Here is a 13,448-nt window from a genome sequence, read left to right on the forward strand (position 1 = left end):
TGCGATCGGCGACTGGATCCACTTCTACAACCACCAGCGCCCGCACCAGGCGCTGGGCATGAAAACACCCGCCCAGGCGCATGCCTTAGCGGCCTGACCTGTGCAGAAACTGCTGGGTCATTACACCAACGCGCTCTTTGGACCGATCCCCAGCGCCTTGTAGCCGCCGCCCGGGAAGACCAGCACTGCCGCGTGCGTCGAACGCTCCGCTGGCCGGTAGACCAGGATGCTCGGGTGGGTGAGCGCCCACGACTCGTGCGCCAACGCCTCGATCCCTGCCTGCAGCACAGGGGAATCCTCCGGCCACAGGGGGATTTCCCGCCAGTACGCCATCGAAGGCACAACTGTCGGCGCGGCCTCGGAAGGCTGCGTCTCGCTGGCGCGCTGATCCGGCGCCGCCTGTGCAGTCCCGGACACCGACGACACGCTCGCTGGGATCAGCGCAGCGAGCCCCAGAAAAACGCAAATCGCGCGACGCATGGTTGCATTCTCCCGGCCGCCTAGACCGCAATTGACGAACGGCCACACTAGCGCCGTTTGGCGCCGCCTCCAAACAAGACGACTCTGGCAGACCGCATACCACCAACACGTCGCGCAACAGGACGCCGCGTCGTTGCCTCGAATGCCTGGGCGCAACCCGCAGCACGCGTCAGCGCCGCTGCGGGTTGCGTTGGGCTCAGTGCAGATTGGCGCGGTGATCGGCCCGCGGCTTGGCGGTCTTGGCGGTCGCTACGGCGTGCACGCTGTACAACGGCGGCGTCTCGCGCACGCGCCGGGGCTTGGCACGCGGGTCGTCGTCTTCCAGCACCTGCGATTCGACCTTTTGGATGATGGCGTGGATCGCCTCCGCACCATCGAAGATCGCCGAGCCAGTGACGATGATGGTGCCCTTGGCGACATCGCCTTCGCCGCTGGCCATCATCAGGTCGCCCTGGGCGCTCAACAGGTCGAGCAGCCGGTTGATCTCGTCCAGTTGATCCATGGTCATGCCGAAATCGTAGTCATCGTCAGCGGCCGTCGCCGCGGCCGATTCGCCGGCCTCGGTGTCGTCTCGGGCCTCGTCGTCGTCCTCAGTAATTTCCGGCTTGCCCTTTGGCTGCAGGCGCGCCGGCCAAGCCACCGTATCGAGCACCAACTGCGCCTGCTCTGCCAGCAACTCCAGGCAGACCGCCACCTCGCCCGGACGGATGTCCATCCTGAAATCCCGTTCCTCGTCCGCCGTGCGCGGCTGCGCCAGGTACGCCAGGAACTTCATGTGCTTGCACAGCTTCTTCAGCCGGAACTCGCTGTCCTCCGGCAGCAAATAGCCCGTTGTCTCGAACTCGCCCGTATCGAACTTCGACATCGTCGTCTCCTCATGCCATGAAGTGCCCGTCCGCCAGACGGAGGACGGGAAGTCGGGAGGTTCGAAACCGCTAACAGACGGCGGGCGTATTTCCCCGAAGGGTGTTGTATTAGCCGCCCTCCCGACGCAGGCATCGCGTCGGTCCATGCCCGCAAGCGCACGGGCACAAAAAACCCACCGGAATGACGGAGGTGGGGACCGCTGTTAGAGGAGTTTCGACGCTCCTTGGGTTTGAGTCTGCGGCAGTCAGAGTGGCCACGTCAAGAGGATGACTCGAATTACGACAAACAAGCGCCTAGGCCGAATCGACATTCAAGCCAGCCACATCGGAATTGGGGCGATATGCAAGAAGGCCAAGAAGTGTCTGGGCTTGCGATCGAATCGCATAGCAATCCGGCGAAACTGCTTAAGTCTGAAGAAGCAGCGCTCAATGCGGTTAAGTAACCGGTAGCGTGCCTTGCCGTAGAGACGCGACCGTTGGGGTGGATCAGTGCCACCAATTCGCGGCCGTCATAGCCCTTGTCGGCTAGCACACGCTTTAGCTTAAACCCCGCCAGGAGGGCCGGAGTCTGCGTGATGTCGTTGCGCTCCTCGCCAGGAACCGCACAGGCCGGACCTGACCATCCACTGTCAGATGAATCTTCGTGCTCAGACCTCTTTGGGGGCGCCCCAGAGCCGGGCCCGAAGCCCCCGCTTTTCCGGTCGCCGCCTGTGCATGCGCTCGGAGGATACCGCTGTCGGTCATCAGGTAAACGTTGCTTCGATCCCGGATCAGCGCTGGAATACCTGCTCCCGCGCGCCCCTGGCCGTCCAGCGAGTGAACCGCTTGTGCACGCTCTTGTATGCTCAATAGCGCGCTGGCAAGTCGCTCCAGCGTGCCCCGACGCGCAACACCCACAACAACACGCAATTGACGAAGGTCCGGGTGTCGGCGGCTGTCCGGCCCGGATCACTGGCCCTGCCCGGAAGCAGGCCCTCAATACGCTCCCACTGGGTCTGGGTTTACTCGTAGCGACAGGGTCGGGAATGCTTGGGCTTCGACATCCGCCAAAGATATCGGCTGAATATCGATTGGGCCTAGGCCGATGCCAGCTTTCAGATCGGCTGCAGCGCGCAATCTAGCTGCAACTAAAACAAGAGGAATATCAAATGAACAATAATAGGACATCAAAACAACAGCTAGGCGAGTGGGGAGAGAAGCTAGTTGCGTCTAAATGCAGTTGCCCCAGATGCAAGCGAGCTCGTACACTAAAGCGGCTCCCTCAGAATTTTAAGTGCGCTGATCTTATATGTGATTTCTGCGGCTATTTGGCTCAGGTAAAATCATCTAAAGTAGTCACCGTTACACTACTACCGAAGTTTGTGCTCGGTGCAGCTTGGTCGCCGCAAAAGCAGCGCATGGATAATGGCATTTACTTCCCCCTCTTCCTTGTACTCCGGTCCACAACCGAAAGCGCTATCTATTATCTACCAACTGACCTTCAGAGCCCAGCACTTTTTATACCACGCAATCCACTTTCATCAACCGCAAAAAAATCGGGCTGGCAAGGCTTCCGCTATGTATTAAGCGCCGCGCCCGAGGGCGCTTTCGTAAGAATTACATAAAATTGGCGAGAACGGCGTCAAGCTCACTTCCCGGCCGAATGCCGAATTTCCCAGTCTTGTTCGCCGCCAACATGGGAAGGAGGTTAAGAAGCGCTCCTATGGGATGCAACAACTTCCGCGTTATGGTGGGAGCCTAGACCAGACTCGTAGCAAGCGCTCGATCCATCCACGTCGCGTAAGCCGAACAAGTTAAATTGCCCCCCTTTTCTCTAGTAAACGTCATCAATCGCGTTTACGCGATCTCGCGCAGCGCATTGAGAACAGCAAATACGTGCTTTGGCACATTGCTTTTAATACGCCGAATGACAGCAGCTTTACCCGGGTGGTGGGTAGCGTCGTTGCGATCCTTTAGAATGCTCTGAATAGCACGCCGCACAAGATCATCTGCCTGCGTTGGAGCGACAATTTCCCCGTAACCTATCCCGAGCTGACCCAATGTGAAGCGCTCAATCTGCGCCTCGCTGAGCGTACGTGGCAAGCCCTTCGCAGTCACCAATTGAATCCGCGTACTCTTAACGCCCTTCAAGAAATGGGCCTTTGCAGATTGCTCAAAGTTTGTCGCCGCATCTTTGAAGCCGTCGACAACTAAACCTTCCGAGATCCTTCTGAATGGAGCTTTGAGAAGCCTTCTTACTGCAGGCTTTTCTCTCGACAAGTCTGGTAAACCCACGATAGCTGAAAGGTCGCTTGACTCGACCAGCACCGCAACTCCATTCGGCCCAGCACTACAGACACCAATTCCCTTAGCACGGAGCGACGCAAGCTCTGTTAATGTCGCCTCATTCCCCTCGGGAAGCACAAGCGCAACGTATGTCTCTTTCCCACGTGCCCGACCGTAATGAACCCAATCATCGAAACGGCCACTGTCAGCAGAAGATGCAACCTCGACAATAAACTCGGTGACCCGTCTTTTACCCACTAAGGTGGGAGTATTCGGATAGTAAAGGTCGCTCTTCTCCACTGCCACACGATACCCCTCCCCTTGCAAGTGCTCATAGGCGGCATCAGCGTACTCAACCAATTCAGGCGAAAGAGTAATATATGAGCGAGGCATCGTTCACGCCCCGACAATTTTTTTAATCTTTCGATCCAGACTCTTCAAACTTAGATGAAGCGAGTCAGACAGCTCATACTCCCGCTCAATAATTTCATCCAATCTTGCGCCAAGACGATCCGCTAACTGCTCCGCGCCGTGCTGGTAATCATGCTGTTCGACCGTATCAGAAAACATCTCTCGGATTGTCGCACTTGTCGATCGAATAAAACGAAGTGTTGCCTTTCGAGCTTCTGCTTTCTCAACCTCACCACGCTCCACTGCTCTCGCTAACTTTGCGAACTTTCTTGGATCCACAGTGCTTACCAGCACCCCAGTTTCAAACTTCGAAACTATCGAATCTCGAAGCGCCCCCTCTTCGTCGGACCTGATTATTCCACGCTTTAGCACAGCAGTTGCGGCCGCCGTTGCCTCAAGAACATGATCCACAGTAAGCGCTTGCTGCGAACGCGGCTTTTGGAGCTCTTGCATTAAGCGAAGTTGGTAGCTCTCCGGCAATGAAAGGAGCTTCTTGTAGCGCCTTACTTCACCGCGAGTCAGCGAGGCAAGCTCAGCAAGTTGCTTTTCTGTAGGTGTTGCTGCGTGCTTCCTTGTATAGATGGCCTCTAAATCTCGCAGCTTCCAAGCCGTAGGCAAAGGATCCCACTCGTTTCTCCGATGATGAATAGCGAACATCATCATGATATTCGTCAATCGATCTGGCTTAGGTTGAACAACCACCGGAACTTTTGGCAATCCGAGTTTCGTAGCACACCGCCAACGACGCTCTCCATCGAGAATCTTATAGATCGACTCGTCTCTATAAACCGTCAGCGGGACGAGAATTCCTTGCTGACGGATACTCTCCTGCAATGCGTCAAGCTCATCTTGATGAAAGATGAGGCGAGGATTCTCAGGATTTGGCTCAATTTGCCGCGTTTCGACGGAAAGAACATGTTCGGCCACGCAACCCCCAGCTCTCAGATATTTGTGATGAAAACCTCGACAGCCTGTCGCCGGTGCTCAGAGAATCCTGCAACGTTTCTCTGAGCCACCGTCTGCCTGACTTTCCAACCAAGCGCTATTTCTTTCGTTTCTGGACTTTTAGCATAGCTAACCACAAACTTAGCTCCGCGCTGATCGATTTCGTAGAGTACGTCACTCAAACGCTGAACATCCTCAACCCCGAACGTCTGCGCCGAGTACTGCCGGAATATCCTTCGATTACTAACAGCGTATGGCGGATCCAAGTACACAAAATCGCCTTGACGCGCGTTTCGAAGGACGAAACTCTCAAAGTCTTCGCTCGAAAGCTCGGCAGATTTAAGTCGTTCGGAGGCCTGCATCCATTCGTCAAGCGTCGGTACAGCACCAGATTTTTGCCCGCCGTAGGGCACATTAAACTGCCCGGACCTGTTAGTGCGATATATACCGTTAAAGCAGAATCGGTTGAGATAGAAGAATCGCACAGCGGCATCGAACTGCGACATCCGGGCCGTGTCCGCAGATCTCCACTCGTAGTATGTTTCTTCCGAATTTTCAATCGAGATCAACTTTTCATGCAACCCATGGGGGTCTTGCTTGAGCACGTTGTACGCTTCAATGAGTTCGTTATTCGAGTCATTGAGAAGAGCGCACGAAGGCTCAAGATGGAAGAACAAACTAGCCGAGCCAGCAAAAGCCTCGATGTAACGCTCATATGTTGGCAACCAATACTCGGACAACTTCGGAAGAAGCTTCTTCTTGCTGCCAGCCCAACGAACCAAGGGTCTCATGCTTCACATATTCCTTCGATATTCCCCACCAACGTCATACAGCGCATGGCTGATCTGCCCCAGGCTATGCGTCTTCACCGCTTCCATCAACGCTTCGACACATTGCGCCGTTCGCGCGCCGCGTTCTGAAGATACGCCAGTTGGTCGTCGGCTGAGCCATCATCGCGACGAGCGCCCCCATCCCAACCTTCCCCCGCATGCGGGGGAAGGGGCAGAACCACGGCATTGCGGCCTTCCTGCCAGTTGCAGACGTTCTCGATCTGCTGGCCCTTCTCTTCTTCGGTACTGCGGATCAGTTCGATCTCGGTGGCGATCTCGCCAGCGTGTTCCTTGGGCAGGAACATGTTCACGCTCACCAGGGGTAACGACCCGTCGTGCTTCTTGTGCCCGTAGACCATGGACGCTTCCTGGATCTTGCCGCACCGGACCATGGTGCCCCTGGCACCCAGCACGCCGCCGCGCTCGCTGATCGCTTCGAACTCCTCGTAGACGGCCTCTTCCACGATGTCGGTGAGGTCGTCGATGGCGAAGCTGCCCTGCCAGGGGTTCTCGATGAAGTTGGGCCCCCATTTCCTTGTCCATCCATGTTCGGTCGATTCCACGAGTCCAGCCTCTCAGTGCGGCTCTGTCACCGCCGGGAGGCGCCCGGCATTGTGGCCTCTGCCTTCCATTCGGCAAGCTCGTCATCCGTGATCAGACGATCCTCGGATGCGTAGACCCGCTCGTGCAGCGCCGACCAGATCACCTCCCCATGCGGGCCCAACGTCGCCAGACCCCGGCGCCCGCGCGCTCGGGCTGACTGGAACCCATGCGCCATCGCGTCCTGCAGCCAGCGCCAGCGCTCGGCATGGGACACCTGCAGCGCATCGCGCAGGTTGTGCTCGGCGGCCTCGGTGAATCCCACCTCTGTTGTGGCACTCACGTGGCATCTCCCTGATTGAGCCGGACGATGCGCTGCAGTTCGCGCCGAAAGTCCATGCTGGCAAGGTCAGCGCATCGGGTCGCGCGGGTCCTCGAAGCGATCCTCGACCGCAGGATCGTCGGCCAGCGGCGGCGCCGGGGCGGATTCGTCGGGCAGGCCGATCTCCGCGCGCATCTCCGGCGGCGGCACGAACTCCGGGGGCTCGGGCCGCGCCTCGCCCATGCGCACGCCCTCGGCCCAGTACAGCACCTGGGCGACGGCCTCGAAGAACTCGCTGCCGATGTAGTCGTCGATCTCGACCTTGGCGTTGAGCCCGCGCGCCAGCGGCACGTTCTGCAGGATCGGCACGCCCGCCTCCTCGGCGACGCGCTTGATCTCCTCGGCGACGTGGCCCTCGCCCTTGGCGACGACCACCGGCAGGTCGTCGTCGCCCTGTTCGTACTGCAGCGCCACGGCGATGTGGGTGGGGTTGGTCACGACGACGCTCGATCCGCGGACGGCATTGAGCATGTTCTGCTGCGACCACTCCTGATGCAACTGCTTGCGCCGCTGCTTCACGTACGGGTCGCCCTCGTTCTCCTTGACCTCCTGCTTGATGTCGCGCCGGCTCATGCGCAGCTTCTTGATGTAGGAGTACTTCTGGTAGGAGGCGTCGACCGCGGACACGAAGAAGAACACGAAGATCGTCCAGATGCCGATCCACTTGAGCGCATGCCAGATCGCGCTGCCCATCGAGGGCGGCGGCGAGAACGGCAGGTTCAGCAGGTTGGGGATCATGCCCCACAGCACGATCCCGCCGATGCCCAGCAGCGCGGCGCTCTTGAGGATCGACTTGATCAGCTCGACCAGGTTGTCCATCGAGAACATCTTCTTGATGCCGCTGACCGGGTTGAGCTTGGAGACGTCGGGCGTGACCTTCTTCATCGTCGCCACCGGGCCGACCTGCAGGAACTCGACCAGCAGCGCCAGCATCACCGCCAGCAGCAGCAGCGGCAGGGTCATCGCCAGGAACGTCCGGGCGGCCATCGGCACGATCGACTGGAACGCGATGTCGAAGGGCTGCTGCATCACCGTCAGCGCATGCTCGAACAGCGCGCGCGCGTTGCGGAACATCGAGCCCATCATCAGCCAGCCGCCGACCAGCCAGCCCATCACCAGCACCGTGCTGGTCAGCTCGCGGCTCTTGGCGACATTGCCGTCCTTGCGCGCGTCCTTGAGTTTCTTGGACGTCGGTTTTTCGGTCTTGTCGGCGCCCTCGTTCTCTTCTGCCATACGCCTTCCACGGAAAACAGCGGGGAACACAATCGAAGCAGTGCGCGGATGCGCGCGGAAACCGAGGCTAGCACGCGTTTGTTATGCTGCCGTCCGCACGCGCCGCGGCGTATCGCAGCGTGGAGACGGCGCCGCCGCCGGTGTTGGCAGCCGGCATTCAGCTTCGGCCGCGCCACGACGCGGACCACGGCAGACCCCTAGGGCCAGCCCGAGATAGCCGGCAGATGTCGCCGGCGTTACAGTCCCGCCATCGCCGCCATTGCGGTCCCGCCAGGTCCTCCAGTTTCCCCCGACATGAGCAGCATCCAGTCCGACGCCACGTTCAACGCCGCCAGCCTCGACCGGCTGGGCAGCCAGGTCTCGCTCGACGACCTGCGCCGCCAGTCCGGGCCGGAGGTCGCTGCACCGGACGCAGGCCTTGCGGACGTCGCCTATGGCCCGCAGGTCGATGCCGGCGAGGATGTGCTGAACGTCGCGGCATGGGAAGGCACACCGGCGGGGCATCGCCAGCTTGCCGGCGATGCGGCGTTCGAAGCGCGGCTGGGCCAGCTGGACCTGTCGCTGGCTGCCGACACTGCCTCCGACGCGATCCTCGACGCCCTGGCCTGAGGTTCCCCTTCACGATGCTTCCCGGTCCGCGCTCCGCGGGACCGCGACGTGCCCGCCTGATCTGAATGGCCTGATCTGAATGGCCTGACCCGAATGGCCCGTTCCGGATGGCCCGTTCCGGATGGACGGCACCCCGCGGCTGCAGGGTGACCCGTGGCGGTGCCGTCGCGTTCGGCTACAGTGCGATCCGCATGCCATGCCGCCGCCCCGACCCGCCGATCCGATGAATGCCGCCGTTCCCACCGCGCAGTCCCTGCGTGCCGCCGCCGACCGCATGGTCTCGGCGCTGGCTGCGCACAGCGACCCCGAGTACCGGCTGACAGTGCTCAAGCGGCTGGTGCGGCGGCTGGGCGAGGAGCGCTATCCGGTGTTCCTGCGCCTGCTCGGCGTGGTCGCCGAAAGCGACGACGCGCATGCGCAGCGGCTGCTGGCCGAGACCTTCGGCACCGCGCTGCGGCGCATGGACCTGCCCGGCGGCGCGCTGAGCTCGTGGGGCGCGACGCGCCTGCCCGACAGCACGGGGCCAGTCGATGTCAGCGCGTTCTCCGGCCAGTTCTTCGGCGGCACGCCGCGGCGCATGCTCGGGCCGGTGGAGTACCTGACGGTGTGGCACCTGCAGCGCACCCAGCGCACGGCGCTGTCGGCGGACACGTTCCGCACCAGCCTGGCGCGGATGATCGCGCTGCTCAACCGCAGCGAGGACGCGCGCACGCTGTATCCGCAGAAACTGGCGGCCGATGCGCAGAACGAGCTGGAAGGCGCCTATACCCGCGCCACGCGCGAGCGGCTGGCGGCGATCGCGGCCGCCTGGAAGGCCGGGCGCACGCCCGACGAGATCGCCCAGGCCGCGCTCGACGCGACCGGCACCGACACCCCGCACGGCTGGGTGCTGCGCGATCTGTGACCCAGGTGGCGGCGCCTGCGGCTGCGCTTGTCGGCGCGGCGGGCGCCCCGCAAGATGCGGCATCGGCTGAACGGGGGATGCCTTCGATGACGACGCGCGCGGACAACGCCCGCAGGGGATGGCGGTGGGCACGCGTGCAGGTGCCGCGCCGCGCGGCGCACCTGCTGCCGGGCGCGCTGCTGGCCCTGGGTCTGGCCCTGGCCGGTTGCCGCCAGGACGCGCCGCCCGCGGCCGGGCGCGCAACCGCAGCCGCCCCCGGCGCGGACACGCCCGCCGGCGCGGTGCAGCTGCTGACCGGCCACCTGCGCGCCGGCGACCTGTCGGCCTTCGCCCGCGATGCGACGCCGGCCGCGCTGCAGCCGGCACTGGAACAGGCCTGGCGCGACGGCGGGTCGCGCTGGCCGTTGTCGGAACTGCCGCTGGCGCCGCAGTTCCCGGCGATGCTGGCCGGCCTGGCCGCGCCGCAGTCCGAACGCACACTGCTGGTGGCGTTCAACCACCAGTTCGCCGGTGCCGAGCGCGAGCTGCGTGCCGCCGCCGAATCGCTCGGGGTGTTCGCGATCCAGTACCTGGAGCACGACCCGGCGGTCAGCGACGGCGAGCGCGACCACTACAGCCAGGTCGTGACCGCGATCAGCCTCTGGGCGCACCGCGCACCGCTCGCCGACCGCGCGCATGCGCAGGCGGCGCTGGCCCTGCTGGCGCCGGCGGCGCGCACGGCCGGGCTCGATTCCGACGCCGCGTTCGCCGAGGCCGGCATGCACGGCAGCCTGCACCGGCTGCAGCCGGTGATCGTCGCCGCGAAACAGGCCCTGCTGCCCTACGGACTCGATCTCGACGCCGCGCTGGCCAGCGTCGAGGCCACGCTGCAGACCCAGACCGGCGACACCGCGCAGGTCCGGATGCGCTACACCCTGGCCGGACAGCCGATCGACGTGCTGGTGGCGGTCGAACGCCACGACGGGCGCTGGTTCGTCAGCGACTTCCTGCGCAACGCCGAGGCCGCCGCCGCGACGTCCGCGCCGGATCCGCCCGCCGCGCCCGAACCGGCCGATGCACCCGCCGGCCCGCCGGCCGCCGGCCCCTGAACGGGCGACGACATGCGGGCCCCGACCCCGGCTTGGGCATAATGCGACGGATGCCCGACCAACCCACCCTCCAGTTCCCGGACGCCGGCGACGGTCGACCCGACGATCGCAGCGCCCCGGCCGGGACGCCGGCGGACACCGCGCCGGCGCCCGCCGCCGGCGACCAGCCGCTCCGCAACGGGGCCGATGTCCCGCCCGCCGGGGGGCCGCCCGACGCCATGCACGCGGCCGCAGGCTCGACGGATCCCGATCTGGCCCGCGGCCTGCCCGACGCGGCGCACACCGCGTCCGCCGACCCGGCAGGCGAAGCCCCGGCCAACGGCGACAACACCCTGCCGGTCCCGCTCGCGGCGCCGCGCACGCGCCCGGCGCGCCGGCCGTGGTGGGCGAGCCTGCTGGGCTGGCTGATGCGGCCGTGGATCAACCTGAAGATCGAGCCGCAGGCGCCGGAGGCGCTGGTCGACCACCGGCCGGTCTGCTACGTGCTCGAGGACTACGGCCTGTCGAACGCGCTGATCCTCGAGCGCGCCTGCCGCGAGTCCGGGCTGCCGTCGCCGCTGCAGCCGCTGCCCGGCGATCCGCTGGGCCGCAAGCGCGCCTACGTCGCGCTGTCGCGGCGCAACGCCGGCGGCGCGCTGGCGCTGGCGATGGCCACCGGCAAGCCGGTGTCCAAGTCCACCCACTCCGAATCGCTGGCCCGGCTGCTCGAGGCCCACCGCCTCGATCCCGCGCTCGACGTGCAGCTGGTGCCGGTTTCGATCTTCGTCGGCCGCTCGCCGGACAAGAGCAACGGCTGGTTCTCGGTGCTGTTCTCGGAGAACTGGACCATCGTCGGCCGCTTCCGCCGGCTGCTGTCGATCCTGCTCAACGGCCGCGACACCCTGGTGCGCTTCGCCGAGCCGGTCGCGGTGCAGCCGCTGCTGGCCGAGAACCTCGATGCCGAGCGCACCGTGCGCAAGCTCTCGCGCGTGCTGCGCATGCACTTCAACCGGGTGCGCGAGGCGATCATCGGCCCCGACCTGTCGACCCGGCGCCTGCTGATCGACAAGGTGCTGGCCTCGGCCACCGTCAAGGACGCGATCGCCGACCAGGCCAGGCGCGACAACAGCAAGCCAGAGGACGCGTGGAAGAAGGCCCACGCCTACGCCTACGAGATCGCCGCCGACTACTCGCACCCGGTGGTGCGCTCGGCCAGCTTCCTGCTGACGACGGTGTGGAACCGGATCTTCCGCGGCGTGCTGGTGCATCACCTGGATACGCTCAAGGCCGCCGCGCCCGGGCACGAGATCATCTACGTGCCCAGCCACCGCAGCCACATGGACTACCTGCTGCTGTCGTACCTGCTGTACAACCGCGGCATCGTGCCGCCGCACATCGTCGCCGGCATCAACCTCAACCTGCCGGTGATCGGCACGCTGCTGCGCAAGGGCGGCGCGTTCTTCATCCGCCGCTCGATCCGCGGCAACGCGCTGTACTCCACGGTGCTGGCCGAATACGTCGCCCAGCTGGTCGCCGGCGGCTATTCGATCGAGTACTTCGTCGAGGGCGGCCGTTCGCGCACCGGCCGGCTGCTCGCGCCCAAGGGCGGCATGGTGTCGATGACGATCCGCGCATTCCTGCGCCAGCCCACGCGCCCGGTGCTGTTCCAGCCGGTCTACATCGGCTACGAGAAGCTGATGGAGGGCGACAGCTATTTCGACGAACTGTCGGGCAAGGCCAAGAAGAAGGAATCGATCTGGCAGTTGCTGTGGAGCATTCCGCAGGTGCTGCGGTCGAACTTCGGCCAGGTCGTGGTCAATTTCGGCGAGCCGATCGCGCTGGGCGACATGCTGACCGAGTACGCCCCGGCGTGGAACGGCAACGCGGTGGCCGACAGCGAGCGCCCCGAATGGCTGTCGCGCACCGTCGATGCCACCGCCCAGCGCATCAACGTCAACATCAACCGCGCCGCCGACGTCAATCCGATCAACCTGCTGGCGCTGGCCCTGCTGTCCACGCCCAAGCACGCGATGGGCGAGGCCGACCTGCTGGCCCAGATCGCGCTGTCCAAGCAGCTGCTGCACGACGTGCCGTATTCCGACCGGGTCACCGTCACCCCGCACACGCCCAGGGAGATCGTCGCCCACGGCGAGGAGATCGGCGTGCTCGAACGCGTGGCGCACCCGCTTGGCGACGTGCTGCGCGTCGACGACGACAAGGCGGTGCTGCTGACCTATTTCCGCAACAACGTGCTGCACCTGTTCACCACCTCGGCGTGGATCGCCTGCTGCTTCCTGCACAACCGGCGCATGAGCCGGCACACCCTGCTGCGGCTGGGCCGGACCATGTACCCGTTCCTGCAGGCCGAGCTGTTCCTGGCCTGGGACGAGGACGGTTTCGCCGAACGCATCGAGCGCACGATCGACGTGTTCGAGCGCGAGGGCCTGCTCGAGCGCATCAACGAAGACGACGGCGGCGTGTACGCGCGCAACGCCGGCCAGACCGACGAGGTGTTCCGCCTGCGCGCGCTGAGCCATCCGCTGCAGCAGGCGTTCGAGCGCTACTACATCGCGATCTCGGTGCTGGCCAAGAACGGCCCCGGCACGCTGGGCGCGGGCGAACTCGAGAGCCTGTGCCAGCTGGCCGCGCAGCGGCTGTCGCTGCTGTACGCGCCGGCCGCGCCGGAGTTCTTCGACAAGTCGCTGTTCCGCGGCTTCATCCAGAAGATGCGCGAGCTGGGACTGGTCAAGCTCGACGGCAACAGCAAGCTGGTGTTCGACGAGCGGCTGAGCAACTGGGCAAAGGACGCGAAGGTGATCCTCGGCCGCGAGCTGCGCCATTCGATCGAGAAGGTCACGCCGGAGGCGGTGCGGCCGGCGGAACCGCTCGCGCCGCCTGCCGACTGACGTACCTCGG

13 protein-coding genes and 2 pseudogenes are annotated in these 13,448 nt (G+C 64.0%); 6 read left to right on the forward strand and 9 right to left on the reverse strand.

The genetic code is table 11. The features are described from left to right. Window positions 1-4 precede the first annotated feature (4 nt). Complete coding sequence (locus tag LDO26_RS12805; RefSeq protein ID WP_343226178.1) at window positions 5-97, forward strand: integrase core domain-containing protein; 93 nt, start codon at window positions 5-7, stop codon at window positions 95-97. A 23-nt stretch (window positions 98-120) separates the two neighbouring features. Here the strand turns inward: LDO26_RS12805 and LDO26_RS12810 are convergent, their stop codons facing one another. The 3 genes and pseudogenes from LDO26_RS12810 to LDO26_RS18305 all read right to left on the reverse strand — a co-directional run. Continuing rightward, window positions 121-480, reverse strand: a complete 360-nt coding sequence (locus LDO26_RS12810) for a hypothetical protein (RefSeq protein WP_232131489.1) — start codon at window positions 478-480, stop codon at window positions 121-123. Between the two features lie 196 nt (window positions 481-676). Then, a complete protein-coding gene (locus tag LDO26_RS12815; RefSeq protein WP_232131490.1) occupies window positions 677-1,345 on the reverse strand; it encodes an XAC0095 family protein in 669 nt (222 codons plus the stop codon). An 846-nt stretch (window positions 1,346-2,191) separates the two neighbouring features. Continuing rightward, window positions 2,192-2,335, reverse strand: a pseudogene (locus LDO26_RS18305) (transposase); the annotation flags it as partial. Window positions 2,336-2,494: 159 nt separating this feature from the next. On the opposite strand from LDO26_RS18305, the gene LDO26_RS18310 reads away from it, so the two are divergent. Continuing rightward, window positions 2,495-2,950 (forward strand): DpnI domain-containing protein, encoded by a 456-nt coding sequence (locus tag LDO26_RS18310; RefSeq protein ID WP_435594083.1) that lies wholly within the window; start codon window positions 2,495-2,497, stop codon window positions 2,948-2,950. Window positions 2,951-3,182: 232 nt separating this feature from the next. Here the strand turns inward: LDO26_RS18310 and LDO26_RS12825 are convergent, their stop codons facing one another. The 6 genes and pseudogenes from LDO26_RS12825 to sctU form a co-directional block, all read right to left on the reverse strand. Continuing rightward, window positions 3,183-4,004, reverse strand: a complete 822-nt coding sequence (locus LDO26_RS12825; RefSeq protein ID WP_232131491.1) for a hypothetical protein — start codon at window positions 4,002-4,004, stop codon at window positions 3,183-3,185. Between the two features lie 3 nt (window positions 4,005-4,007). Then, entirely contained in the window at window positions 4,008-4,949 is a 942-nt protein-coding gene (locus LDO26_RS12830; RefSeq protein WP_232131492.1) for a ParB/RepB/Spo0J family partition protein, read from the reverse strand. Between the two features lie 14 nt (window positions 4,950-4,963). Next, on the reverse strand, window positions 4,964-5,758 hold the full coding sequence (locus LDO26_RS12835) for a DNA adenine methylase (protein WP_232131493.1): 795 nt from the start codon (window positions 5,756-5,758) through the stop codon (window positions 4,964-4,966). Between the two features lie 3 nt (window positions 5,759-5,761). Beyond that, a pseudogene (locus LDO26_RS12840) lies at window positions 5,762-6,333 on the reverse strand (methylmalonyl-CoA mutase family protein); the annotation flags it as partial. A gap of 53 nt (window positions 6,334-6,386) precedes the next feature. Beyond that, on the reverse strand, window positions 6,387-6,680 hold the full coding sequence (locus LDO26_RS12845; protein WP_232131494.1) for a hypothetical protein: 294 nt from the start codon (window positions 6,678-6,680) through the stop codon (window positions 6,387-6,389). A 66-nt stretch (window positions 6,681-6,746) separates the two neighbouring features. Next, window positions 6,747-7,952 (reverse strand): type III secretion system export apparatus subunit SctU, encoded by a 1,206-nt coding sequence (gene sctU / locus LDO26_RS12850; protein WP_232131495.1) that lies wholly within the window; start codon window positions 7,950-7,952, stop codon window positions 6,747-6,749. 294 nt (window positions 7,953-8,246) lie between these two features. On the opposite strand from sctU, the gene LDO26_RS12855 reads away from it, so the two are divergent. From LDO26_RS12855 to plsB, 4 genes are all read left to right on the forward strand, one after another. Continuing rightward, window positions 8,247-8,561, forward strand: a complete 315-nt coding sequence (locus LDO26_RS12855) for a hypothetical protein (protein ID WP_232131496.1) — start codon at window positions 8,247-8,249, stop codon at window positions 8,559-8,561. 223 nt (window positions 8,562-8,784) lie between these two features. Further along, on the forward strand, window positions 8,785-9,465 hold the full coding sequence (locus LDO26_RS12860; RefSeq protein ID WP_232131497.1) for a hypothetical protein: 681 nt from the start codon (window positions 8,785-8,787) through the stop codon (window positions 9,463-9,465). An 86-nt stretch (window positions 9,466-9,551) separates the two neighbouring features. Then, entirely contained in the window at window positions 9,552-10,553 is a 1,002-nt protein-coding gene (locus tag LDO26_RS12865) for a hypothetical protein (RefSeq protein ID WP_232131498.1), read from the forward strand. 218 nt (window positions 10,554-10,771) lie between these two features. After that, entirely contained in the window at window positions 10,772-13,438 is a 2,667-nt protein-coding gene (gene plsB / locus LDO26_RS12870; protein WP_435594087.1) for a glycerol-3-phosphate 1-O-acyltransferase PlsB, read from the forward strand. Window positions 13,439-13,448 lie beyond the last annotated feature (10 nt).

Source organism: Proluteimonas luteida (genome assembly GCF_021191695.1).
GTDB classification, from domain to species: domain Bacteria; phylum Pseudomonadota; class Gammaproteobacteria; order Xanthomonadales; family Xanthomonadaceae; genus Luteimonas; species Luteimonas luteida.